Source organism: Martelella limonii, assembly GCF_013344475.1.
GTDB classification, from domain to species: domain Bacteria; phylum Pseudomonadota; class Alphaproteobacteria; order Rhizobiales; family Rhizobiaceae; genus Martelella; species Martelella limonii.
Map to the genome: position 1 here is coordinate 224,074 of NZ_JABUOU010000004.1, position 23,832 is coordinate 247,905.

Below are 23,832 nucleotides of genomic sequence, written 5' to 3' on the forward strand. Positions count from 1 at the left end.
CCCCTGGAAGCCGCCGATGCAATCATGCCTTGTCCGGGCGTAAATATCCACTCTTTCCGTGGATCTCCCACCGTCAATCTCATGATTGATCCGGCGGGGTCCGGCAATCAGGCGTTGCGGCTTTCGATGATCGCCTGTGCCAGCACGGCCTTGTCCTGCTGGCGCCTGTCGGAACGGCGCCAGCAAAGGCCGATCCTGCGCGACGGGGCGGGATCGGCGAAAGGCAGGATGGTGAGCGGCGTCCGGGCGGTTTCGGCCGCTATCGCCAGCTCGGGTATGAGCGTCATGCCCATGTCGTTTGCCACCATCTGCAGCAGCGTCGTCATGGAGGTCGCGCCGACATTGACGATATCGCGCCTCGGCTTGCGCTCGCAAAGCGCCAGCGCCTGATCGCGCAGGCAGTGCCCCTCTTCCAGAAGCAGCAGCCGATCGGCCGCAATGCTTGCCTGCGTCAGCGGCGACACCAGCACGGTTTCATCATTGCGCGCCACCGCCATGAAGAACCGGTCCTCGAAAAGATCGACGCTTTCGATCCCGTCGCGTTCCACCGGCAGCGCGGCGACCACGGCATCAAGCGTCCCATCTTCCAGATGGGCGAGCAGCTGGTCGGTCACCGCCTCCTTCAGCGCCACCTCGGCATCCGGATAGCGGCGCTTGAGGTGGGGCACGAGTTTCGGGATCAGATAGGGAGCAACGGTCGGGATCAGGCCGATCGCAACGGGACCCGACAGGGGACCGGCTGCCGGGCGTGCCGCCTGTTCAAGCGCCGCCATGGCTGCCAGCACGGTCGCGGCATGGGCAAGCACCCGCTCGCCTTCCCGCGTCAAGAGCACCTGCCTGCGGGTGCGTTCGAACAGAGCGACGCCAAGCTCCGCCTCCATGTCCATGATCTGGGCTGAAAGCGCAGGCTGGCTGATATGCACGGCCTCCGCCGCGCGGCCGAAATGGCGCTCACGCGCCAGCGCCTCGAAATAGCGCAATTGTCTGAGCGTAATCATGATAAGATAATCCTATCGTAATCTCAGGAAATCACAATTGGAAACTATCGACGCTTCGTGAGACCATCCTTATCAATCACAATGGAGGAAACCATGGCCGATAAACCGACCCTGACGACAACCGCCGGCGCTGCCGTGCCGGACAACCAGAATTCGATGACCGCCGGCCCGCGCGGCGGGTTGATGGTCCAGGACTATCAGCTGATCGAGAAGCTCGCCCATCAGAACCGCGAGCGCATTCCCGAGCGCGTGGTCCATGCCAAGGGCTGGGGCGCGTTCGGCACGCTGAAGATCACCGGCGACATTTCGAAATACACCAAGGCCAAGTGTCTCCAGCCGGGCGCGGAAACGCCGATGCTCGCCCGGTTCTCGACCGTTGCCGGCGAACTGGGTGCCGCCGACGCCGAGCGCGACGTGCGCGGTTTCGCGCTGAAATTCTACACCGAGGACGGCAACTGGGATCTCGTCGGCAACAACACGCCGGTGTTCTTCGTGCGCGACCCCTACAAGTTCCCGGACTTCATCCACACCCAGAAACGCCATCCGCGCACCAACCTGCGCTCGCCGAAGGCGATGTGGGACTTCTGGTCGCTGTCGCCGGAAAGCCTGCACCAGGTCACGATCCTGATGTCTGACCGCGGCATCCCGGTCGATCCGACCTTCATGAATGGCTACGGCTCGCACACCTATTCGTTCTGGAACGATGCCGGCGAGCGGTTCTGGGTCAAGTTTCACTTCAAGACCGAGCAGGGCCACAAGCACTACACCAATGACGAGGCCGAAACGCTGATCGGCAAGAGCCGCGAGACCTATCAGGAAGCTCTCTTCGACAAGGTCGAGAAGGGCGATTATCCGCGCTGGAAGGTGCAGGTCCAGATCATGCCGGAAAGCGATACCGGCAAGACCGAGTACAACCCCTTCGATCTCACCAAGGTCTGGCCGCATGGCGACTATCCGGTCATCGACATCGGCGTGATGGAGCTGAACCGCAACGCCGACAATTACTTCGCGGAAATCGAGCAGGCGGCGTTCTCGCCCTCCAACATCGTCCCCGGCATCTCGCATTCGCCGGACAAGATGCTGCAGGCGCGCATTTTCTCCTACGCCGACGCCCACCGCTACCGCCTCGGCACCCATTACGAAGCGCTCCCGGTCAACGCGCCGAAATGTCCGGTCCATCACTACCACAAGGATGGCCAGATGAATTTCTTCGGCCAGAAGACCGGCGCGACGGACGCCTATTACGAGCCCAACAGCATGGGCGGCGCGGTCGAGGACAAGTCGGCGATGGAGCCGCCGCTTGAAATCGAAGGCGCGATGGCGCGCTACAATCACCGCGACGGCAATGACGATTTCGGCCAGCCGCGCGCGCTGTTCGAACTGTTCGATGACGGCGAAAAGTCCCGCCTCTACGATAACGTCGCCGCCGCCATGGGTGGCGTTCCCGGCGAGATCATCGAGCGTCAGCTCGCGCTCTTCAAGCAGGTCCACCCGGACTATGAAGCCGGCGTACGCGCCGCGCTGAAGGAAGCGCATGGCTATGAGGCCAACGCCATCTCGACGCCGGGCACGCAGTCCGCTGCGGAGTGATGCTTTTCCGGTGCGAAACATAGAGGCTGGCGCTGCAAAGCGCCGGCCTCGATTTGTTGACAAAACCTGTCCTTACACTCGGAGTCATCCTCGTGCTTGACACGAGGATCCAGGGAGCACGGGACGTGTTCGGCAATCGGACTTGGCAAACTCAATCGCGTGAGCCACCTGGATGCTCGGATCAAGTCCGAGCATGTCTCCGGGGTTGAGGCTGCTGTACGTGAAAAACTAAAAAGCTGTGGCTTTTTCAGCAGACTGATGCCGGCGTCATAAAGCGCCGGCCTTTTCTTCTCCAGACCTAAGCGCTTGTTCGCGGACCTACAGGTCAGCCTCGTCGGCGTCATGTTCGCCGGCATGGACGATCATGTCCGATACGACATGGCGGATATGGTGGTCGGCGGCCTCGTAATACATCTGCCGCGCCTTGCGGGTGCGCCGGACCAGCCGTGCGCCGCGCAAGAGCCGCAGGTGATGGCTGACGAGCGATGGCGAGGCCTCCACCCTTTCCGCAATATCACCGACGGCAACAGGCTCGGCGAGACAGGCGATCAGGATCTTCAGCCGGGTCGGATCGCCGAGAAGCTTGAAGGTTTCGGCGACGACGGCAATTTCGGCCTGCCTGTCTCCCAGCGCCTCATCGAGCGGTGCTGGGCCATCTGACGGGCAGACGCTCATGCCTGCCCCTCCAGCGGGCAATCGGCGGACTTTTGCTTCCAATTGATCTCGACCGTTGCATGCCGGATGTCATATTGACGCGCCAGCACGGCCTTCACCCTTTCGGCAGCTGTCTCCGCACTGGCGCCTTCACCGAGGCTGATCTCCATGGTCGCCGCCGGCCGTCCGGAGGTGATCGACCAGACATGGACATGGGTCACGTCGCTGATATCGGGGACCTCATCGAGCACGTAACGGCGCAATGCCTCGATCTCGATATTGCTGGGCGTGCCCTCCATCAGGATATGGGCGGCGCTCTTCAGCAATGCCCAGGCCGCGCGCAGGATGAGTGCCGCCATCACCACCGAGAGGATCGGATCGATCGGGGTCCAGCCGGTAAAATAGATGATGAGGGCTGCGGCGATGGCGCCGACCGAACCCAGCAGGTCGCCGATGACATGCAGCATGGCGCCCTTGATCGTGACATGATCGCGATCGCCACGCATCAGCAGCAGGAAGATGCCGATATTGACCAGAAGGCCGAGAATGGCGACGACGAGCATCGGTCCCGCAAGCACGGGTTCCGGCGTCGCCAGCCGCTGGAAGGCCTCATAGGCGATCCAGATGGTGAGCAGAAACAGGGTGAGCGCATTGACGAAACCGGCCAGCACCTCGAAGCGCATATAGCCGAAGGTCCGCTTCTCATCCGATCCCATGCGCCCGAAACGGAAGGCAGCCCAGGCAAGACCAAGCGCTGCCGTATCCGTCAGCATGTGCGCGGCGTCGGCAATCAGCGCCAGCGATCCGGACAACCAGCCGCCGATGAATTCAGCCACCATGAAGCCGGCCGTCAGCGTCAGACCGATCAACACAACACGTTCATTGTTCCGCGATACCTTGGGCGCATGGCTATGATGCCCTTCGCCGTGGTGATGACCGTGATCATCGTGATGATCATGATGGTCATCATGATCGTCATTGTGACCGTCATGCGGACCATGGCGATGCCCCGCCTGGCCATCCGTATTGCCGTGTGCCATGAACAAGCTCCGTGTCTATATATCAAAATATAAACACCTATTCATACTTAAGGTCAACTTAAAGCCGCGCGGAAGGCGACCTTCCTGCGCGGCTGAAATGGCATCCGCGAAGAGACACTCTTCAGATCAGCAGAAGAAATGCAGTGCCTATTCCCACTCGATCGTGCCAGGCGGCTTGGACGTCACGTCGTAGACGACGCGGTTGATGCCGCGGACTTCGTTGATGATGCGGGTGGCGGCCTTGCCGAGGAAGTTCATGTCGTAGTGGTAGAAGTCGGCGGTCATGCCATCGACCGAGGTCACGGCGCGCAGCGCGCAGACATATTCATAGGTGCGCCCGTCGCCCATCACGCCGACGGTCTGGACCGGCAGCAGCACGGCGAAGGCCTGCCAGATCACGTCGTAGAGGCCGTTCTTGCGGATCTCGTCGAGATAGATCGCGTCGGCCTCGCGCAGGATGTCGAGCTTTTCCTTGGTCACGCCGCCCGGGCAGCGGATCGCAAGGCCCGGCCCCGGGAAGGGGTGGCGGCCGATGAATGAATCGGGCAGGCCGAGCTCCTTCCCGAGCACGCGCACCTCGTCCTTGAACAGTTCGCGCAGCGGCTCCACCAGCTGCATGTTCATGCGTTCGGGCAGGCCACCGACATTGTGGTGCGACTTGATGGTGACCGAGGGGCCGCCGGAGAAGGACACGCTTTCGATCACATCCGGATAGAGCGTGCCCTGGCCGAGGAAATCGGCGCCGCCGAGCTTCTTGGCCTCGTCCTCGAAGGTCTCGATGAACAGCCGGCCGATGATCTTGCGCTTGGTTTCCGGGTCGGAAACGCCTTCCAGCTCGCCGACAAATTTGTCGACCGCATCGACATGGATCAGGTGGAGATTGTAGTGCTCGCGGAACATCGCGACCACTTCATTGGCCTCGTTCTTGCGCATCAGGCCATGGTCGACGAGGATGCAGGTCAGCTGTTCGCCGACCGCCTCGTGGATCAGGAGGGCAGCGACGGATGAGTCGACGCCGCCCGACAGCGCGCAGATCACGCGTGCGTCGCCGACCTGGTCGCGGATCTTCTGCACCATCTCGGCGCGGTAGGCCGCCATCGACCAATCCGACTTGAGCCCGACGATCTTGTGCACGAAGTTGGCGAGCAGCTTGCCGCCATCCGGCGTATGCACCACTTCCGGGTGGAACATGGTGGTGTAATAGCGCTTCTCTTCGTTGACGCAGATCGCGAACGGCGCGTTCGGCGAGACGCCGATGATCTCGAAGCCTTCCGGCGCCTTTGTCACGCGGTCGCCATGGCTCATCCAGACCGGATATTTCTTGCCGACGTCCCAGATGCCTTCAAACAGAGGCGAGGCCTTCAGGATCTCGACATCGGCTCGGCCGAATTCGGCGGCATGGCCGCCCTCGACAACGCCGCCGAGCTGGACGCACATGGTCTGCTGTCCGTAGCAGATCGCAAGGATCGGCACGCCGCTGTCGAACACCGACTGAGGCGCGCGCGGCGAACCGTCGCGGGTCACCGAATCCGGACCGCCGGAGAAGATCACGCCCTTCGGCTGCAACCGCTCGAACCCCTCCTCCGCCTTCTGGAACGGCACGATCTCGCAGTAGACGCCGGTCTCGCGCACGCGACGCGCGATCAGCTGCGTCACCTGGCTGCCGAAGTCAATGATCAGGACGGAATCGGGATGGGTAATCTCTGGGGTCACGGCTGGGGCCTTCCTGTCGGTGAAAGCTAAAAACCGGCCTTATAGGGGAATCGCGCCCGTTTCAATGGCGGTTTCCAGCCGATCGATGGCAAGGCCGAGTTTTTCATCGATTATGTGCAGATATTGCGTCCAGTCGGTAACATGCTTCAGCTCCGCCTTGCCGTCGGAGATTCCGCGCAGGGCAATCAGCGGCATGGCGAAGGACTGGCACGCCCTCAGCACCGCAAAGGTCTCCATGTCGACCATATCGGCATCGACCGAAAGATAGGCCGAGCCGGTCACGATATTGGCGCCGGTCGAAAGCCGCGCTTGAGGCAGACCCGGTATCGTGAATGGCAGCGCCACCTCCGCCGGCAAGTCCAGAAACGGCGTGCGGCCCTTGTCGAAACCCAGCGGAGAGGCATCCATGTCGCGGTAGGAGACGGACGACGCCTGATAGATTTCGGCCTGCGCGAGCGTTGCCGATCCGGCAGAGCCGAGCGAGACGACGAGTTCCGGTGCGGCATCCGTGCCGTCCAGCATCGCAAGCGCCTTCGTCAGCGTCACCGCGGCCTCGACCGGGCCGATGCCGGTCATCAGCGGCGCGATCCGCCCCTGAAGGCAGGCGCCATATTCGGCGGCGGCTGCCATCACGAAAAGCACGCGACGGCCGGCAATCAGTTCAACCCGCATCAGCCTTCAAACCCTTCCCGGTCGCGCAGCACCATCGCCGTGCCGGACATCGAGGCGATCAGCTTGGCAGGGCCGTCGCCAATCGCATAACCCCGTCCATCCGTGACGATGATATTGGTGCCGGGTTTCGTCACCTCGCCGCGAAACAGGAAGCGGCTGCCCCGCCCGGGCGACATCAGGTTGACCTTGAACTCGATCGTCAGAAGCGAGGCATCGGTATCGATCATGGTATAGGCGGCATAGGTGCATGCGGTCTCGAGACCGGTCGCAATCATGCCGGCGTGCAGAATACCGTGCTGCTGGGTAAGCCGCACATCAAAGGGCAGCTCGATCTCGACGACGCCATGGCTGATGCGGGTCAGCTCCGCGCCGATCATCTCCATTGCGCCCTGGCTTGCGAAACTTCCCACGATCCGCGCGTGAAAATCGCCATGCTCGAAATTCGCCATCGATCCCCCTGGTCCGCACGCGGAAGCCGCGGCCCGCATCAAAGCGGGAATTTCCAAGATAAGCCCGGCATCGCGCTTCGGGTCAAGCCCGGGCGGCCGGGCAATCGCGCACACTGCATCGTTCGAGCACAAAGGCGCGCCGCAACGGCTGCGCGCCCATGGTCACGAAAACATCAGTTCAGATAGATCAGCGACGCGTTCAGCAGCGAGGCGAAGGCGACCCAGAGGGCGTAGGGCACGAAGAGTGCTGCTGACAGTCTGTCGTGATGGCGCGCCCGGCCGATGAAGGCGAGAACGGCCGCAAGCAGCAGCAGGATGATCACCAGCCCCGGCACCATGTTCCGCATGCCGAAGAATACGGGCGTCCAGCAGATGTTCAGCACAAACTGAACGATCCACAGGCCGAATGTGCCGGGATATTCACTCCTGCGCAGGAAGCTGCGCGCACCGGCCCAGCCGATGAGGACGTAAAGCACGGTCCAGACCGGCCCGAACAGCCAGTTTGGTGGATTGAAGGGCGGTTTGGCAAGCGAGGCGTACCATTCGCCCGGCATGTTGAGAAAACCGGCAGCAAGGCCGGCGGCAACGACGCCGATGATGAAGAGAGCGTGGACAAGTGTTTTCATGGCGGGGAAGATAGCGCGTTCAAAACGAAAGACCAGAGAGCCGGACCGCATGTTGATCAAAGGCGAGATCGTGTTGCCGGTCCGCGAACACACCGCCATAGGTTCCCACCGCAAACCCCGTCTTTGCAGGCGCGATGCCCGCCGCATCCGGCACGGCGCGGGTCTCCACCACCCTGCCCGAAGCCTCTTCGAGCGAGACCACCACGCCCTTGGGCGAGGTCAGTCCGATCAGGCCGTTGCCATAGGCAATTGCACCAACATAATTGCCGAGCCCGCGCGTGACGTCCTCCGGCAGCGGCGTAAAGGAAAGCCCCTCGCCCATGGCGAAATGGCCGACAAGCGGCGGCGTCTCGTTGCGCGGGCCTTCGAACTGGCAGGCAAACCAGATCCGTCCCTTTTCGCCAATCGCAAGGTGCCGGGTGGAAAGCTGCGCGAGGCTTTCCGGCAGTTCATGCTTTTCGAGAAGCGCGCCGTTTGCCGCATCGATCAGCGCGAGCGACGGCTCCATATGATCGAGGTTCAGCTTGGTGCGGCCGAAATCGGGATGGGTCTCGATGCCGCCATTGGCCGCAATCAGATACCGCCCATCCGGCGTTACCGACAGATCGTGGGGGCCGATGCCGTAGCTTGGATACTCGCCGAGCCGGAGAAAATTCCGCGCATCGTAAATGCCGATCACGCCGCGCCGGTTGTCGAAGTCATTCTCGCTGGCATAGAGAAGCCGGCCGTCGGGCGAGAACGTGCCATGACCATAGAAATGCCGGTCGGGCACCGCGTTGACGATGGTGTCGGCACCGTCCTCCGGCGCGGGCGTCACGTAAATGAACGTACCCGGCCGCCGGGCAAAGGCCGCGACCTGTCCGGTTCTTGGAGACACAGCGAGGCCATGCATCCGATCCGGTAGCGCCACGTCGGAAATGAAGGTGCCATCTTCCCCCATCAGCGCCAGCGCGAACCGCCCGTCGGGCCTGCGAATACCAGTGGCATAGACGGCATCAGTGCGCTCGAGCGCAAAGCCGGCGCGCGGCGAAAGCCCCGCCAGAAAGGCCGCTCCCGCAGCGCGGATGAAACTGCGCCGGTCGATCAGCCCCGAACGCGCCGCCATCTCAGTCTCCGTCGGAAAAGGAAAAGCCTGCGCCAAGCCCGATCGCGCTGCCGTAATTGTCATTCAGGCGGAGGATCAGATCCTTCATGTTGAGGATCAGATAGTCGAGCTTGGCACGCTGATCGGGATCGGCGAGCACAACCTCGATATCGGGGTCCATGTTGCCTACGACACCTTCGAGCGCGGAAAACAGGAAATTGATCGACGACACGATCGACCGAACGTCCTCATCGAGAAGGTCTTCCATTCCGGCGCCGTTCAGAAGGGACTGCAAGCCGTCGAGATTATGGAGGATCGAGGGCCAGGTGTTTTCCGAACGCCAGTAGATCGCGCGTTTCGCGAAATTCGGGCCCTCCTCGCCGGCATAGAAATATTCGATCCGCTGGTCGCGGACCGTCTCCGCACCGTGCACGAGAATGCCGAGCAGAGCGGTCAGCGCCTCATCGTCGGTGCGATAGAGCGGATTGTCGGGACCGGGCTCCTTCCAGTCATCCGCCACGCCGGCCGGCGCGTCCCATGCAGCAGCGAGTTCGCCTGCAATCCGGTCGATATTCTCGGCGATCGCCACCCCGTAACGGCAGCGGTAGGTTTCACCTCCGCCGAGCATGTCCTCATGGCCCGTTCCGAAGAGCACGAATTCAAGCGCAGGAAGGCCCTGCATGGCGACGCTCTTTCCCGCAAGCGTATCGGCATCGGTCGCCGTCTCGTCGCTGGTCGCGATCGCAGCCTGGACCTGTTTCAGACCGATGCTCTTGCGGTCGGGGTAAAACAGGATGCGCTCGAAACGGTGGTCGTCCAGCACCGGACCGGTGCGCACGATCTCGATCTCGGACCAGGCCGCAACCGTCTCGTCAAAGGCGGCCCTTGCGCCCTCGTAGCGGGCCTCGTCGGGGCTTTCGCAGAAATCGCGCATCGCTGCGGCCATCTGAGCGCTGTTTTCGGCGAATGTCTGGTAACCTGGGCGGATGAAGCCATCCACCGCCTGTTCCAGGACGCCCGGCACGGCATCGCGGTTCATGGCGGCTGCGCCGCCGGCTGACAGAAGAACGAGCGTGGCGGCGAGGACGTGTTTCACAGGGACTCCAGAAATTTGATCAGGGCTTCGCGGTCATCCTTGGGCGCATTGGCGAAATTGTCGCGCGCCTGCTGCGCTTCGCCCCCATGCCAGAGGATCGCTTCGGTTCTGTTGCGCGCACGACCATCATGCAGGAAGAAGGAGTGGCCGTTGACCACCTCCGTCAACCCCGTGCCCCAGAGCGGCGCCGTGCGCCATTCGGACCCGGAGGCCATCGCCACCTGCTGACCGTCGGCAAGCCCCTCGCCCATATCATGGAGCAGGAAATCGGAATAGGGCCAGATCAGCTGGAACTGGTGGGCCGGGTTTTCCGCGTCGCGGCTCGTCACGAATTTCGGCGTGTGGCAGGCCGTGCAGCCAGCTTCGTAGAATACCTGCTTGCCGCGCAGCACGTCCGGATCATCGACATCGCGCCTCGCCGGGACGGCCAGATTTTCGGCATAGAAGGTGACGAGTTCCATCACCGGATCGGGCGCCTCGGTATCGCCGAGGCGCGGCTGCACGCCGTTCGGCATGGCCAGGCATTCGGCCTGCGCCTCGGAGCAATCGCCGTAAGGGTTCGGCGCGTTCGGCGAGGACACGCCGATATCGCCGCTCATGGCGCCGACGGACTGATCGTGGATCGTCGCGTTCTGCGCCTTCCAGCCGAAACGGCCAAGTTTGACCTCACCGGTGACGGTATCGCTGACGATGTTGGGCCGGCCGGAAATGCCATCGCCATCGGCGTCGTCGGGGTCGGCAAGGCCCAGAATGTCGGCGGGTTCGATTGCCTGGACCAGGCCAAGACCGATCATCTGATTGGCAACGCGCGGCGACAGCGTGGTGTCCTCACCCAGATCGCCATAGGCGAGATTTTCGACGCTGTAGGTCGGGTGACGCAGCGAAACGGTGGTGCCATCTCCAAGCGTCACCTCGCGTTCGGTATAATCGATCTTCATCTGCCCTTCGGCGGAAAGGCCGGGAACCGCAAAATCCTGCAATTGTCCGCCATAGACCTTATCGGGAAAGTTGATGGTCTCGTAATTGTCGATGCGCGCCTGTTCCTCGGGCGTGCGGGCAGGCCGGGCAAGCCGCAGGAACATCGAGCTTGCGTCCTCACCCGCCGCCGGCGGATGGCCGCGTCCATCCTTCAGGTGACAGCTCTGGCACGACCGCGCGTTGAACAGGGGGCCAAGACCATCGGATGCCTGTGTCGAGGACGGCGACGACACCCAGAATTTGCGGAACAGCGCATTGCCGAGCTTGAAGGTTTCTTCCTCGGCGAAGGTGATGTTGGCGGAGGAATGGGAATAGCTGTCGCGGTTGACACTGGCCGTGCTGGTGGCGGCCCCGCCCTGCATGATCTCAAAGGCTTCGGCCTTGGAGAAGTCCTGCGTCGGCCGGGTGACTTTTTCGACCCGCGCCTTGTCTTCGGCGGTGATATCGCTGCGCTGGTCAGGCGGCATCCAGTCGCCGGCATGAACCGCCGTAAAACAAAGGCAAGCGGCAAGCGCCGCAGTCGTCATTCCAACAATTTGCCGCTTCGTCATGTTACCACGGTCGTACCGGCCGCCCCTTGTTGCTTCAAGGCGAACAGAGCCGCCCTTGTCGGACCGGCACCTGCGCTTTGGCACCCGTCTCGCCTTTCGTCTCGGCGACATCCCCGGGCGTGACCAGGGGATGTTGCATAGTCTGGGATGAGCGCCGCGTCTTGAACCAGACGGGCCGCAGCAACGCCCTTAAATCCCGCTCCTACTGGAACACGGCTTCCGGCGCGTCAAGGCTGTCGGAGCCTTCGAGCTCGATCTGGCCGAGATCAAGCGCTGCGATCGCGCGTTCGATGGAGGGCGTCTGGGCAATCAGGCCATCAATCGCCGCCTGAACGACGGCATTGCCCTTCTCGTTGCCCTCACCGATCATCTGGTCGTAGGCTTCAACAGTCTGGGCGCGGGTTGCCATGGCTTCCATCGCCTCGACAGTGTCGATGAGCTTCGCCTTGATTTCCTCGTCCAAAGCCTTGTCCTTCGCCGCCACCAGATCGGAGACGGAAGGTCCGGTCATTTCCGTGCCGTCAACGCGGACATAGTCGCCGGTATAGGCCTGCAGAATGCCGATTGCATCGTTGAGATGCGAGGCATGGGTGTTATCGGAGAAGCAATCATGCTCCTCTTCCGGATCGTGCAGCAGCAGGCCGAGCTTCATGCGCTCGCCGGCAAGCTCGCCATAGGAAAGCGAACCCATGCCGGTGAGGATCGCGGCAATCCCGGTGGTCGGATCTTCGGTGACATAGGCATAGGCCTCGCCGCCCTGTTCCCAGGCAGCAACCATGTCCTCGAGGTCGGAAATCAGAAGCTCCGAGGCTGCGGCAAGATACTGGGCACGGCGGTCGCAATTGCCGTTGGTGCAATCGTCCCCGGTCAGATAATCGGTGTAGGAACGCTCACCCGCACCGGCTTCCGTGCCGTGAAGGTCCTGGCCCCAGAGCAGGAATTCAATGGCGTGATAGCCGGTTGCGACATTGGCCTCGATATCGCCTGCTTCCTGTAGCGTGTCGGACAGCAGCGCCGGCGTGATCTCGGTCAGATCGACGGTTTCGCCGTTGATCTGGATTTCCTTGCTGGCGATCACATTCGCGGTATAGAGCCCGTTCTCGTCGCTTTCCATGCCGTAGGAGGCATCGACATAGTCGATCAGGCCTTCATCAAGCGGCCATGCATTGACCTTGCCTTCCCAGTCGTCGACGGTCGGGTTGCCGAAACGGTAAACCTCGGTCTGCTGATAGGGTACGCGCGCTGCAATCCAGGCTTCCTTGGCGGCCTTCTGGGTTTCAGCGCTCGGATCGGCGATAAGGGCCTGGATGGCCTCGTCCAGCGCCTTCGCCGTCGTCAGCGAATCCTGATACTTCGCATGCGCAACAGCGGCATAGTGCTCGACAACCGCTTCCGGGGTGACGTCTGCGGCAAAAGCCGGGCTCGCGAACAGGGCGGCGACACCCGCCATCAGGGCGCGCGTACGGATCGTGTGCATCATGGGTCCCTCTCCTTCAATGACACTGTGATTGCGCCTACATGGCGGAAAAACAAACTTGTGTCAAATAATCCAGTTATATTTTGGATCATTCGGTGGGGTCTGGGATGCATCCTTGCCGATCGTCAAGCGCGGTGGTCTCAGCCTTTCCTGCCGAGCACGGCGCAGAAGAACCCGTCCGTCGCCGTCGAGGCCGGCGTCAGGGTTACGAACCGGCCATCGGTGAAGTGCGGCCTCAATGCTGCATCGCCGAAGCGGGCCTGCCAGATCTCGGCCATGTCGAGGACCGTAAAATCGTCCCTGCCCTTAAGAAACGCTGCGATCTGCGCCTGGTTTTCGGCCGGCAGCAGGGAGCATGTGACATAGACCAGCAGACCGTCCGGCTTGACGAAACGCGAGGCTGCGGCCAGCACGCCGGCCTGCTGGGCCGTGCGCTCCTCAAGGTTCTTTTCCGACAAGCGCCACTTGATGTCGGGCCGGCGCCGCCAGGTGCCCGTGCCGGTGCAGGGCGCATCGACAAGGACGCGGTCGAAGGCGTGACCTTCGAGCGCGGCGGCATCGTCATGGACCTGGACATTGCGGGTTCCCGCGCGCCGCAGCCGCTCGATGATCGGCGCGAGCCGGGTGCGGTCGGCGTCATAGGCATGGACCTGACCGGCATTGTCCATGTCGGCTGCAAGCGCCAGCGTCTTGCCGCCACCGCCGGCGCAGAAATCCAGCACCTGATGGCCGGCATGGGCATCGGCAAGGCGCGCGACAATCTGCGAGCCCTCGTCCTGCACTTCAAACCAGCCCTTCTGAAAGGCGAGTTCAGCTGTCACATTGGGAAGCCGGTCGGCGCCGCTTCCCGGCGCAATCCGCAGGCCATGGGGCGCAATCGCGGTCGGCTCGGCGCCTGCGCGGGCAAGCGCCTTCTTCACCTTCTCTTCGCCAGCCTTGAGCGTATTGACGCGGAGGTCGAGCGAAGGCCTGAGGTTCAGCGCCTCGGCTTCCTGAAGCCAGGCGTCACCGAAATTCTCCTTGAACGACGGGACGATCCATTCCGGCACGTCGGCGCGGACATGATCGGGCGCTTGGGAAAGATCACGGCTCGCAAAGGCAGCCATTGCCGTCTCCGACAGAGGCTCCGGTGCGAACTTGTCGCCCTCGAGCTTTTCGGAAAGTCCTTCGGGCGTAAAACCCCACTGCCGGTAGAGCACCGCATGGGCAAGCGCTGCCGGGCTGTCATCGTCCATCAGGAAGGCATGCGAAAGCTTCAGCCGCAGCGCATCATAGACGATGTTGCCGATCGCTGCGCGGTCGCCCGAGCCCGCAAACCGGTGCGCCGTGCCCCAGTCCTTCAGCGCGTTGGCGATAGGGCGCTTGCGCTCCTCCACCTCTGCCAGAACCTCGATCGCGCCCTGAAGACGTCCGCCGATACGCATGTTTTATGCTCCTTGGGGTGATTGAGCGGCGGCGCGCCAAACCGCGAGAAAGGATGAATCATTCCGAAGCGTTGGAGAAAGGTTGCTCCTCTCCCTCCCCTCTGCGTCATCCTCGGGCTTGACCCGAGGATCCACCCATGCCGACCAAACGCGCGGCGCTGGTTTGTTCGAACTCGGCCGCACTCCATGGCGCGTAGCCCGGCACGCCGCTCGGGGTGAAAGGTGATTGGATCCTCGGGTCAAGCCCGAGGATGACGCCGCGTAGGGAGGAAACGCCCTAAAACACGACTCGCGCCGCTGAACGACCAGCCTCAAACCCATCAAAACACCGCAACCGAAGCCACGACGGCGAGATACACCAGCACGGCCGCGATCAGCCACAGCGCCACGCGGCCGGAGCGGGTATGGCGGGCTTCTGCGCGGCCGATGGCCTCCGAGGTGCGCTCGTCGAAGCGCAGACCGTTTTCGGTCATGGCAATCACGTCGTTGTGGAATCGCTCGGTCTTGTCGGCGATCTCGGGGATTGCCTCGGCAATCTTGATCACCGCCTTGACGCCATCCTGCATGTCGGCGAGCAGGCGGCGGGGGCCGAGATTCTGTTCGATCCAGCGCCCGACCACGGGTTCGGAGGCCTTCCACATGTTGAAATGCGGATCGAGCATGCGCGACACGCCCTCGACCACGACCATGGTCTTCTGCAGATTGATCAGCTGGGTCTGGGTGGTCATGTCGAAGATTTCGGTGATCTCGAACAGAAGGGTCAGCAGCTTGCCCATCGAGATGGTCTCGGCCGACTGACCGTGGATCGGCTCGCCGATGGCGCGGATCGCCTGGGCGAACGAGGCCTTGTTGTGGTGTGCGGGCACATAGCCTGCCTCGAAATGGGCTTCGGCCACGCGCATGTAATCGCGCGTGATGAAGCCATAGAGGATTTCGGCGAGCACACGCCGGTCCTTCTTTCCAAGCCTTCCGACAATGCCCATGTCGACGGCGACGATAATGCCGTCCTTGTCGACGAACAGATTGCCGGGATGCATGTCGGCGTGGAAGAAGCCGTCGCGCAGCGTGTGGCGCAGGAAGGACTGGATCAGCGTCACCGCAAGCTCTTCGAGATTATGTCCCGCAGCCTTCAGCCCCTCGAGATCGGACATCTTCACGCCGTCGATCCATTCCATGGTGACGACATCGCGGCCGGTGCGTTCCCAATCGACCCTGGGAAGGCGAAAGCCCGGATCGTCCGCGGTGTTTTCGGACATTTCCGAAATCGCGGCGGCCTCGAGCCGCAGATCCATTTCAAGCCTTGTTGTCTGTTCCAGCGTGCGCGTGACATCGACCGGCCGCAGCCTGCGGCTGGACCGGATGAACCGCTCCTGCATGCGCGCGACCAGATACATCGCGCCGAGATCTTCACTGAAGCGCTGACGGATACCGGGCCGGATCACCTTGACGGCAACTTTTTTCTCGCCCTCCGGCGTCGCGATGCGGGCGGGATGCACCTGCGCGATCGAGGCGGCGGCGATCGGATCTTCGAAATCGGTATAAAGCTCCTCGACCGGCCTGCCGAGAGAGGCACGGATCGTGGCCTTGGAGGCCTCCACGGGGAAGAACGGCATCCGGTCCTGCAACTCGGCCAGATCCTCGGCAAAGCCGGCGCCGACGACATCCGGGCGGGTCGCCAGAAACTGGCCCATCTTCACATAGGAAGGACCGAGCCGCGAGACCGCCTTGGAGAGCCTGTCGGAGCGCGCCTGCTTGCGCGCGCCAGGCCGCGCAAACGGCACCAGCATCGCCTTGACGAAGCGGGCATAGGGCGGCAGCCCTTCCGAGGGCAGCGCGTTGATCACGCCCTCGCGGGCGAGCACCCAGCCGACGCCGAGAAGGTTCAGATAGGATCGAAGCGCGCCCATGGTGAATACCTAGAGTTTCCAGCCGGAGTGAAGGGCAGCGATACCGCCTGAATAATTGGTGAACTTGACCCGCGAGAAGCCGGCCCGCTCGATCATCTTCGCAAAATCGCCCTGGTTGGGGAACTTGCGGATCGATTCGACCAGGTAGCGATAGGGCTCCCCATCGCCCGCGATCGCCTTGCCGACATGGGGGATCGCGTGGAACGACCAGAGATCGTAGACCTTGTCGAGGATCGGGGCCTCGACTTCGGAAAATTCGAGCACCAGCAGCCGGCCGCCGCGCTTCAGCACGCGGTAGGCCTCGGAAAGCGCCCGGTCGATATGGGGCACGTTGCGGATGCCGAAGGCGATCGTATAGGCGTCGAAGGTCTTGTCCTCGAAGGGCAGCTCCTCGGCATTGGCCTCGACGAAGGTGAGGTTTTCGGCAATGCCCTTCTTCTGGGCCCGCTCCTCGCCGACGCCAAGCATCGAGCCATTGATGTCGAGCACGGTTGCCTGCGCAAGGCCCTTGGATGCATCCACGATGCGGAAGGCGATATCGCCCGTGCCGCCTGCAACGTCCAGCACATGGTAATCGGGATTGGCGGGCGGGTTCAGCGCGCCGACCATTCCGGCCTTCCATGCGCGATGAAGCCCGGCCGACATCACGTCATTCATGATATCGTAGCGCTTGGCGACCTTGTGGAAGACGTCATTGACCAGCGGCTGCTTGTCGCCATCTGCAACATCGCGGAAACCAAAAGACGTTTCCATGCCGCCATCGGCTCGGGTCCGGCTATCCGTCATATCACGCACCTCACGCTTGAAGCTGTTTTGTCTGTCCGACACTCGTTGCTATATCGGGTTCGATAGAGCGATACACAACAGACACCGTTGCGGCTATAAACCGAAACCGAAAAAAGCGAAACGTCAAAGGCTTAAAAATCCCATGCCGGAACTGCCCGAAGTCGAAACCGTGCGCCGCGGCCTGGCGCCGGCCATGGAAGGCCGCGTCATCGAAAGACTGGAACTGCGCCGCGCGGACCTGCGTTTTCCCTTCCCTGAAGATTTCGCCCGCGCGGTTGAGGGAAAGCGGATTGCAGCGCTTGGGCGGCGGGCGAAATATCTGCTGATCGATCTCGATGACGGCATGACCATCGTCGCCCATCTCGGCATGTCCGGCTCCTACAGGGTGGAAGCAAACGGCGTTGCGGAGACGCCCGGAGACTTTCACCTGCCGCGAAATGCCGCAGCCACCCACGATCATGTCGTCTTCCACCTCGGCGACGGACGGGTGATCTACAACGACCCGCGCCGCTTTGGCTTCATGAAGCTTCTCACCCGCACCGGTCTCGATGCTGATCCGAGCTTCATCGGCCTTGGCCCCGAGCCGACCGGCAACAGCCTCGACGCCGAATTCCTCGCAACCCGCTTTGCCGGCAAGACCCAGAGCGTGAAGGCAGCGCTGCTTGACCAGCGCAATATTGCGGGCCTCGGCAATATCTATGTCTGCGAGGCGCTGTGGCGGGCGCGATTGTCACCGTTTCGGGCAGCCGGCCATCTTGTGACCCCCGCAGGCAAGCCGCGCGACGGGCTGAAACGCCTCGTGCCAGCGATCCGCGAGGTGATCGCGGAAGCAATCGAGGCCGGCGGCTCGACGCTCAGAGACCATCGCAAGACGGACGGCACGCTCGGCTACTTCCAGCATTCCTTCTCCGTCTACGACCGCACCGGCGCGTCCTGCCGCCACGAAGACTGCAACGGCACGGTGGCCCGCGCGGTCCAGACCGGGCGTTCCACCTTCTATTGCCCGGCCTGCCAGAAGGGGTGAACGGGCAGCCGCCTATTTCAGGAAATTGCTCCTGACCAGCGAAACCACTTCCTTCACCCGACCGTCGAGCACCGCCTTGACGCCGAACATGGCGGTCGAGGCCACCTGCCCGACCTTCACCTTGGGCGGCATCACCAGTTCCATCCGGTTGACCTTCACATCGAGAAGCGCCGGCCCGGGGGTCGAGAGCCAGGCATCCATGGCGGATGCCAGATTGTCGGCCTTGTCGACGCTGAGCCCGGTAATTCCGCAGGCTTCGGCAACCCGCGAGAATTCCGGATTCTTGAGCGTGGTATAGTGATCGACCAGCCCTTCCACGCGCTGCTCCATCTCGACGAAGCCGAGCGATGAATTGTGGAACACCAGCAGTTTCACCGGCACCTCTTCCTGCACCAGCGTCAACAGATCGCCCATCAGCATCGACAACCCGCCATCGCCGCACATGGCGATCACCTGCCGGTCGGGATAGGCAAGCTTGGCGCCGATCGCCTGCGGCATGGCGTTCGCCATGGTGCCGTGGAGCAGGCTGTTGAGAAACCGCCTGCTGCCATTGGCCTGAAGATGGCGCAGCATCCATACCATTGGCGTTCCGACATCGGAGATGAAGATCGCATCGGAAGCCGCCTTGTCATTCAGCATGTTGGCGACGAATTGCGGATGGATGAGGCCCGGATCAGGTTCATCGCCCTCGGTATCATAGCCCTTCAGATCCTCTTCCCATTCCTTGAGGTGGCGGTTCAGATGCTTCTCGTCGGACTTTTCAGCCACTTTCGGCAACAGCGCCTCAAGCGTGGTGCGGGCGTCACCGACAAGACCCAGATGGATCGGCGCGCGGCGTCCGAGATGGGTGGGATCGATATCGATCTGGACGATCTTCCGATCGGGATAGAACTGGGTATAGGCGAAGTCGCAGCCAACCGAGATCACCAGATCGGCCTTTTCCAGCGCATTGACGCCGGCGCGGTTGCCGAGAATGCCGTTGACGCCGACATTGAAGGGATTGCCGGGCTCCAGCCATTCCTTGGCGCGGGTGGTATGCACCATGGGCGCCTTGACCTTGCGGCAGAGCGCGACGATCTGATCGCGGGCCTCCCGCGCGCCGATGCCGGCATAGATCGTCACCCGCTTTGCCTCATCGACGAGCGCGGCAAGTTCGCCGAGTTCCTCATCATTCGGACGCGCCATCGGGCGGGGCCGGTGGACGCGCCAGTCGGCCTCGTCCTTGTCGGTTTCCTGAAACATGTCGCCGCTGACGATCACGACCGCGACGCCGCCCTTGGTCAGCGCCGCCTGTGCTGCAAGCGTCACGATGCGGCGCGCCTGGGCCGGATGAGAGATATGCCCGCAGAACACCGAATGCTGTTCGTAGATTTTCTTCTGGTCGACATCCTGCGGGAAATTGAAACCCTTTTCCGGACGGTCGACCTCGGATGCGATCAGCAGCACCGGCGCGCCGTTGCGGTGGCTTTCATAGATGCCGTTGACGAAGTGCAGCGAGCCGGGCCCGCATGTACCCGCGCAAACGGCAAGCTCGCCGGTCAGATAGGCCTCGCCGCCGGCGGCAAAGGCGCCCGCCTCCTCGTGACGGACGTGAACCCATCTGAGCGCGGACCGGGAAACGGCATCGGTGAAGTGATTGATCGTGTCGCCGGGAATGCCGTAGATGCGCTGCGCACCCGCTTTCTCCAGTGTGTCGACGACGATTTCTGCAACAGTCTTGGCCATGTCCGCACCCCTTTCGTGCCGTTTTCGTGAAACACATTCGAGTCTGAAACGGACGGGCGGCGGATTGGTGCCATCGAATGCGGCTATGCGCGCTTTTGACCCAGCCTAGCGCTTGCCGATCGGATGCAGCGCCTGCCCGTCCTCTTCATAGGCCGTGATGTTTTCGATTGTGGTATGGGCGATGTTGAAGAGCGCCTCCTGGGTGAAGAAACCCTGATGGCCGGTGATCAGCACATTCGGAAACGTCAGAAGCCGCGCGAAGACGTCGTCCCGGATCACGGTCGACGACAGGTCGCGGAAGAACAGATCCTCCTCCTCCTCATAGACATCGAGCGCCAGCGCACCGATTCTGCCCGACTTCAGCCCCTCGATCACCGCATGGGTATCGATCACCCCGCCGCGGCTGGTGTTGACCAACATGCGGCAGTGCTTCATCGCCGCAATCGCCTTCTCGTCGATGAAATGGCGTGTCTCCGGCGTCAGCGGGCAATGGAGCGTGATGATCTCGGATTTCTCGAGCAGCTCGTCCTTGCCGACATAGCGCGCGCCGAGCGATTCGGCCTCCTCGCTCGGAAACGGATCATAAGCCAGGATTTCGCAGCCAAAGCCGGCAAAGGCGCGCATCACATTGCGGCCGATACCGCCGGTTCCCACCACCCCTACCGTCTTTCCATGCAGATCGAATCCGAGCAGGCCGGTGAGCGCGAAATTGCCTTCGCGCACCCGGTTATAAGCGCGGTGGATCTTGCGGTTCAGCGTCAGCACCAGCGCCAGCGTGTGTTCGGCGATGGCGTAGGGCGAATAGGACGGCACCCGGGCGGCGGTGATTCCAAGCCGTTCGGCGGCGGAAAGATCGAGTCGGTTGAAGCCGGCGCATCTCAGCGCCACGATCTCGACCCCGACCTCTTTCAGGACGGAAAGCGTGGAAGCGCCGAGATCGTCATTGACGAAGGCGCAGATCGCCTTCGAGCCCGCCGCAAGCCGCGCGGTCTGTGCGTGGAGGCCGGCCTCGGTGAAGATCAGCTCGTGCCGCCCCTCGTTCGCGGCCTTCAGAAACTCTTCGTCGTAGGGCTTGGCGGAAAACACGGTGACGCGCATGGCTGTTCCTGTTGCTTGATCGGCGGGCCGCTCGAGTTTAAGAGGCTTTGACGCAATGGCAATGCCCGCAACCCCGCCATAATCCACAACAACGGCCTGTGGCGCCCGATTTCGCGGGATTATGCATTGACGGATAGCCGGATTGCCTTTATATGCCCGGCCACAGTATTTGAAAGCTCAATGGGCTTCATCATTTGCTCCCGTCACAAAAGCGACATTGGCCGGCAACGGCAATCCGCATTTGTCGGAGCTCGAGACAGATTTCGAAGAGAGACTTACATGGCCAATACAACTTCGGCGAAAAAGGCGACGCGCAAGATGGCCCGCCGTACAGCCGTCAACAAGTCCCGTCGCACCCGCGTTCGCGGTTATGTACGCAAGGTGGAAGAAGCGATCGCCGCTGGCGATCTGGATCAGGCAAAGGCCGCTCTGGCGGTTGCCGAACCGGAACTGGCACGCGCAGCCAGCAAGGGCGTCCTCCACCGCAACACCGCCTCGCGGAAGGTGTCGCGTCTTGCTCAGCGCGTGAAGGCAATTTCGGCCTGATCAACGGCTGAACTAGATACTTTTTGCAGAACCCGGCCTCGTGCCGGGTTTTTTGTTTTGACTTCATGCACTTGGCGCGTGTGACAGCGCGATCACAGCCAAATGTCACAAAAATGACGGATAAATACGAGCCTTTTCAAGGGCTTGCGGAAGGTAAGTCACATTTCCACCATTTTCGCACCTGCTAAAGCACCCCGAAAATGACATGGGGAAAATTTATTTTTCCGCCCCCGCACCGCGTTCTGAAACAGCCCATTTCTGAATCTAATTGATTCAAAAGCGATTCTTCTGGAAGGACCGCCGGGAAGGCAAAGTCACCCCTCAGAGTCAATGCGCCGGGCGATGATTCGCGGAAAATTCCTTGTTGAAATTGTCGGTCGTTCTTGCCTAAATGCCCTCACGACAGCGACGGATTGAGCTCCCGAAGATTTCGGGAGGGGCGTGTCCGACACACAGGATACGTTGTCTTCCCTATGCTGGGAGCGGTGCTATCTGGCACCGTTTTTCCGACAATTTCAGGTTGTATTCCGGTTTTCACTCGAATTCCGGGATTGCTGCTGTGCGTCTTCGGCGCACTGCGACAGAGAATGGGGGCACAACAAGACTTCAGGGATCGGAAACTCCGGACATCATGCAGCCTGCATCCTTCGATACGAGGATCGATCGTCAGGCGCGTGAAATCTACCTACCGGCACGAAGCCGGATCCATAGACATGCCGGCAAGACACCGGCAGCAGGGCAGAAAAGGCAGCAGGCAGACAATAAGCTTGCGCCAGGTGATGACGTTTGAAAGGCGGCAAAGATGAGCATGAGAATGGTGGCCTCTCGCACCGAGGACAATGCGGGCGATTTTGAGGTCGGTGGAGATGACGCGAAACCGGCGGTAGCTGCCATGAATTCCACGGATGACATCTTCTTCGAACGTTTCTGCACGGCGCTGAAGGCGCATGTCGGTACCGATGTCTATGCCAGCTGGTTCGGCCGGCTGAAACTGCACTCTTCCGACAAGAGCGTGATCCGTTTTTCCGTTCCGACCGCATTCCTGAAATCCTGGATCAACAACCACTATCTCGACCTCATGGGCGAGATTGCCCGCAGCGAGCGGCCGCAGGTGCTGAAGATCGAGGTTCTCGTGCGTTCTGCCACCCGTGCGCCGCGCCAGGCAGTCGTCGTCGATCAGCCGAAGCCGGCTGCCGCGACACCGGCCCCGATCGCACGGCCGCTGTCACGGCCCAATGCAGGCCAGCCGCTGATGCCGGAACCGGAAACCCCGGTCGCGCGCGGCGCCAATACCGGTGGCCAGACCGTGTTCGGATCGCCGCTTGATCCCTTCTTTACCTTTGACAGCTTTGTCGAAGGCCCTTCGAACCGCGTGGCCTTTGCCGCAGCCAAGACCATTGCCGAATCCGGCATGGCGGCGGTGCGCTTCAACCCGCTGTTCATCCACTCCTCGGTCGGCCTCGGCAAGACCCATCTGCTGCAGGCAATCGCCAATGCCGCCCTTGCCTCGCCCGACAAGCAGCGCGTGGTCTATCTGACGGCAGAATACTTCATGTGGAAGTTCGCCACCGCGATCCGCGACAATGACGCGCTGACGCTGAAGGATTCGCTCCGCAACATCGACCTTCTGGTCATCGACGACATGCAGTTCCTGCAGGGCAAGATGATCCAGCATGAATTCTGCCATCTCATCAACACGCTGCTCGACAGCGCCAAGCAGGTGGTGGTGGCCGCCGACCGGGCACCCTGGGAGCTGGAATCGCTTGATCCGCGGGTACGTTCGCGGCTGACCGGCGGCGTCTCGCTGGAGATGGATGGGCCGGATTACCCGATGCGGCTTGAAATGCTGCAGCGTCGTCTCGAGCTTGCCCGCCAGGAAGACCCGTCGATCGATATCGCGCCGGACGTGCTCGACCATGTCGCCCGCAAGGTCACGGCAAGCGGCCGCGAACTTGAAGGCGCCTTCAACCAGCTCCTGTTCCGCCGCTCCTTCGAACCCGACCTCTCGATCGAGCGCGTCGATGAGCTGCTGGTGCATCTCGTTGGCACCGGCGAGCCGAAGCGGGTGCGTATCGAGGACATCCAGCGCGTGGTTGCCCGCCATTACTGCGTGACCCGGCAGGAGCTCGTCTCCAACCGGCGCACGCGCGTGATCGTGAAGCCGCGCCAGATCGCGATGTTCCTGGCGAAGACGATGACACCGCGCTCCTTCCCCGAAATCGGACGCCGCTTCGGCGGGCGCGACCACACCACCGTGTTGCATGCCGTGCGCAAGATCGAGGATCTCCTCGAAAAGGACAACAAGCTCTCCCAGGAGGTTGAACTCCTGAAGCGGCTCATCAACGAATAGTTCATCCCGCACGAGCGGATATGGCGACCACCGGAACCTGCGTT

The 23,832-nt window shown here is 62.1% G+C and carries 20 protein-coding genes; 4 read left to right on the forward strand and 16 right to left on the reverse strand.

Annotated features, from left to right (window positions below; translation table 11 throughout):
- Positions 1–107: 107 nt before the first annotated feature.
- The gene (locus HPQ62_RS10930) at positions 108–998 is read right to left on the reverse strand and encodes a hydrogen peroxide-inducible genes activator (protein ID WP_174802579.1); all 891 of its coding nucleotides are present in this window, start codon (positions 996–998) and stop codon (positions 108–110) included.
- 93 nt (positions 999–1,091) lie between these two features.
- Here HPQ62_RS10930 and HPQ62_RS10935 point away from each other — a divergent pair, with 93 nt between their 5' ends.
- A complete protein-coding gene (locus HPQ62_RS10935) occupies positions 1,092–2,588 on the forward strand; it encodes a catalase (RefSeq protein WP_174802580.1) in 1,497 nt (498 codons plus the stop codon).
- 318 nt (positions 2,589–2,906) lie between these two features.
- On the opposite strand, the gene HPQ62_RS10940 is transcribed toward HPQ62_RS10935, so the two are convergent.
- The 13 genes from HPQ62_RS10940 to ubiE form a co-directional block, all read right to left on the reverse strand.
- The gene (locus tag HPQ62_RS10940) at positions 2,907–3,263 is read right to left on the reverse strand and encodes an ArsR/SmtB family transcription factor (RefSeq protein ID WP_174802581.1); all 357 of its coding nucleotides are present in this window, start codon (positions 3,261–3,263) and stop codon (positions 2,907–2,909) included.
- Complete coding sequence (locus tag HPQ62_RS10945) at positions 3,260–4,282, reverse strand: cation diffusion facilitator family transporter (RefSeq protein ID WP_174802582.1); 1,023 nt, start codon at positions 4,280–4,282, stop codon at positions 3,260–3,262. Before HPQ62_RS10945 ends, HPQ62_RS10940 begins: the two co-directional genes overlap by 4 nt.
- 147 nt (positions 4,283–4,429) lie before the next feature.
- Complete coding sequence (gene guaA, locus HPQ62_RS10950; RefSeq protein ID WP_174802583.1) at positions 4,430–5,995, reverse strand: glutamine-hydrolyzing GMP synthase; 1,566 nt, start codon at positions 5,993–5,995, stop codon at positions 4,430–4,432.
- A 39-nt stretch (positions 5,996–6,034) separates the two neighbouring features.
- On the reverse strand, positions 6,035–6,667 hold the full coding sequence (locus HPQ62_RS10955; protein ID WP_174802584.1) for a 5'-methylthioadenosine/S-adenosylhomocysteine nucleosidase: 633 nt from the start codon (positions 6,665–6,667) through the stop codon (positions 6,035–6,037).
- A complete protein-coding gene (locus tag HPQ62_RS10960; RefSeq protein WP_174802585.1) occupies positions 6,667–7,116 on the reverse strand; it encodes a PaaI family thioesterase in 450 nt (149 codons plus the stop codon). Before HPQ62_RS10960 ends, HPQ62_RS10955 begins: the two co-directional genes overlap by 1 nt.
- A 173-nt stretch (positions 7,117–7,289) precedes the next feature.
- Positions 7,290–7,742, reverse strand: a complete 453-nt coding sequence (locus tag HPQ62_RS10965; protein WP_174802586.1) for a TspO/MBR family protein — start codon at positions 7,740–7,742, stop codon at positions 7,290–7,292.
- A gap of 19 nt (positions 7,743–7,761) precedes the next feature.
- Positions 7,762–8,847, reverse strand: a complete 1,086-nt coding sequence (locus HPQ62_RS10970; RefSeq protein WP_174802587.1) for a DUF1513 domain-containing protein — start codon at positions 8,845–8,847, stop codon at positions 7,762–7,764.
- 1 nt (position 8,848) lies between these two features.
- Positions 8,849–9,865, reverse strand: a complete 1,017-nt coding sequence (locus tag HPQ62_RS10975) for an imelysin family protein (RefSeq protein ID WP_174802790.1) — start codon at positions 9,863–9,865, stop codon at positions 8,849–8,851.
- Between the two features lie 53 nt (positions 9,866–9,918).
- Positions 9,919–11,427, reverse strand: coding sequence for a di-heme oxidoreductase family protein (locus HPQ62_RS10980; RefSeq protein ID WP_174802588.1), 1,509 nt, complete (start codon positions 11,425–11,427; stop codon positions 9,919–9,921).
- A 226-nt stretch (positions 11,428–11,653) separates the two neighbouring features.
- Positions 11,654–12,931: an imelysin family protein gene (locus tag HPQ62_RS10985; protein ID WP_174802589.1), complete on the reverse strand. Its 1,278-nt coding sequence runs from the start codon at positions 12,929–12,931 to the stop codon at positions 11,654–11,656.
- 137 nt (positions 12,932–13,068) lie between these two features.
- Positions 13,069–14,352, reverse strand: coding sequence for an RsmB/NOP family class I SAM-dependent RNA methyltransferase (locus HPQ62_RS10990; protein ID WP_174802590.1), 1,284 nt, complete (start codon positions 14,350–14,352; stop codon positions 13,069–13,071).
- A gap of 320 nt (positions 14,353–14,672) precedes the next feature.
- Positions 14,673–16,259 (reverse strand): 2-polyprenylphenol 6-hydroxylase, encoded by a 1,587-nt coding sequence (ubiB, locus tag HPQ62_RS10995; protein WP_174802591.1) that lies wholly within the window; start codon positions 16,257–16,259, stop codon positions 14,673–14,675.
- 9 nt (positions 16,260–16,268) lie between these two features.
- Positions 16,269–17,045, reverse strand: coding sequence for a bifunctional demethylmenaquinone methyltransferase/2-methoxy-6-polyprenyl-1,4-benzoquinol methylase UbiE (gene ubiE / locus HPQ62_RS11000; protein ID WP_174802592.1), 777 nt, complete (start codon positions 17,043–17,045; stop codon positions 16,269–16,271).
- 142 nt (positions 17,046–17,187) lie between these two features.
- Between ubiE and mutM the strand changes: the two genes are divergently transcribed.
- The gene (gene mutM / locus HPQ62_RS11005; RefSeq protein WP_174802593.1) at positions 17,188–18,069 is read left to right on the forward strand and encodes a bifunctional DNA-formamidopyrimidine glycosylase/DNA-(apurinic or apyrimidinic site) lyase; all 882 of its coding nucleotides are present in this window, start codon (positions 17,188–17,190) and stop codon (positions 18,067–18,069) included.
- A gap of 12 nt (positions 18,070–18,081) precedes the next feature.
- Here the strand turns inward: mutM and HPQ62_RS11010 are convergent, their stop codons facing one another.
- Entirely contained in the window at positions 18,082–19,794 is a 1,713-nt protein-coding gene (locus tag HPQ62_RS11010) for a thiamine pyrophosphate-dependent enzyme (RefSeq protein ID WP_174802594.1), read from the reverse strand.
- 105 nt (positions 19,795–19,899) lie between these two features.
- Positions 19,900–20,892: a 2-hydroxyacid dehydrogenase gene (locus tag HPQ62_RS11015; RefSeq protein WP_174802595.1), complete on the reverse strand. Its 993-nt coding sequence runs from the start codon at positions 20,890–20,892 to the stop codon at positions 19,900–19,902.
- Positions 20,893–21,171: 279 nt separating this feature from the next.
- Here HPQ62_RS11015 and rpsT point away from each other — a divergent pair, with 279 nt between their 5' ends.
- Together rpsT and dnaA are read left to right on the forward strand one after the other, a co-directional pair.
- Entirely contained in the window at positions 21,172–21,438 is a 267-nt protein-coding gene (rpsT, locus tag HPQ62_RS11020; protein ID WP_174802596.1) for a 30S ribosomal protein S20, read from the forward strand.
- Between the two features lie 892 nt (positions 21,439–22,330).
- Positions 22,331–23,788: a chromosomal replication initiator protein DnaA gene (gene dnaA, locus HPQ62_RS11025; RefSeq protein WP_244629656.1), complete on the forward strand. Its 1,458-nt coding sequence runs from the start codon at positions 22,331–22,333 to the stop codon at positions 23,786–23,788.
- Positions 23,789–23,832: the final 44 nt, after the last annotated feature.

Bases quoted from the DNA above. Each gene is read 5' to 3' on its own strand.
- HPQ62_RS10930 (WP_174802579.1), bottom strand. From the start codon at position 998: ATGATTACGCTCAGACAATTGCGCTATTTCGAGGCGCTGGCGCGTGAG.
- HPQ62_RS10935 (WP_174802580.1), top strand. From the start codon at position 1,092: ATGGCCGATAAACCGACCCTGACGACAACCGCCGGCGCTGCCGTGCCG.
- HPQ62_RS10940 (WP_174802581.1), bottom strand. From the start codon at position 3,263: ATGAGCGTCTGCCCGTCAGATGGCCCAGCACCGCTCGATGAGGCGCTG.
- HPQ62_RS10945 (WP_174802582.1), bottom strand. From the start codon at position 4,282: ATGGCACACGGCAATACGGATGGCCAGGCGGGGCATCGCCATGGTCCG.
- HPQ62_RS10955 (WP_174802584.1), bottom strand. From the start codon at position 6,667: ATGCGGGTTGAACTGATTGCCGGCCGTCGCGTGCTTTTCGTGATGGCA.
- HPQ62_RS10960 (WP_174802585.1), bottom strand. From the start codon at position 7,116: ATGGCGAATTTCGAGCATGGCGATTTTCACGCGCGGATCGTGGGAAGT.
- HPQ62_RS10965 (WP_174802586.1), bottom strand. From the start codon at position 7,742: ATGAAAACACTTGTCCACGCTCTCTTCATCATCGGCGTCGTTGCCGCC.
- HPQ62_RS10970 (WP_174802587.1), bottom strand. From the start codon at position 8,847: ATGGCGGCGCGTTCGGGGCTGATCGACCGGCGCAGTTTCATCCGCGCT.
- HPQ62_RS10975 (WP_174802790.1), bottom strand. From the start codon at position 9,865: ATGAACCGCGATGCCGTGCCGGGCGTCCTGGAACAGGCGGTGGATGGC.
- HPQ62_RS10980 (WP_174802588.1), bottom strand. From the start codon at position 11,427: ATGACGACTGCGGCGCTTGCCGCTTGCCTTTGTTTTACGGCGGTTCAT.
- HPQ62_RS10985 (WP_174802589.1), bottom strand. From the start codon at position 12,931: ATGATGCACACGATCCGTACGCGCGCCCTGATGGCGGGTGTCGCCGCC.
- HPQ62_RS10990 (WP_174802590.1), bottom strand. From the start codon at position 14,352: ATGCGTATCGGCGGACGTCTTCAGGGCGCGATCGAGGTTCTGGCAGAG.
- ubiB (WP_174802591.1), bottom strand. From the start codon at position 16,259: ATGGGCGCGCTTCGATCCTATCTGAACCTTCTCGGCGTCGGCTGGGTG.
- ubiE (WP_174802592.1), bottom strand. From the start codon at position 17,045: ATGACGGATAGCCGGACCCGAGCCGATGGCGGCATGGAAACGTCTTTT.
- mutM (WP_174802593.1), top strand. From the start codon at position 17,188: ATGCCGGAACTGCCCGAAGTCGAAACCGTGCGCCGCGGCCTGGCGCCG.
- HPQ62_RS11010 (WP_174802594.1), bottom strand. From the start codon at position 19,794: ATGGCCAAGACTGTTGCAGAAATCGTCGTCGACACACTGGAGAAAGCG.
- HPQ62_RS11015 (WP_174802595.1), bottom strand. From the start codon at position 20,892: ATGCGCGTCACCGTGTTTTCCGCCAAGCCCTACGACGAAGAGTTTCTG.
- rpsT (WP_174802596.1), top strand. From the start codon at position 21,172: ATGGCCAATACAACTTCGGCGAAAAAGGCGACGCGCAAGATGGCCCGC.
- dnaA (WP_244629656.1), top strand. From the start codon at position 22,331: ATGAATTCCACGGATGACATCTTCTTCGAACGTTTCTGCACGGCGCTG.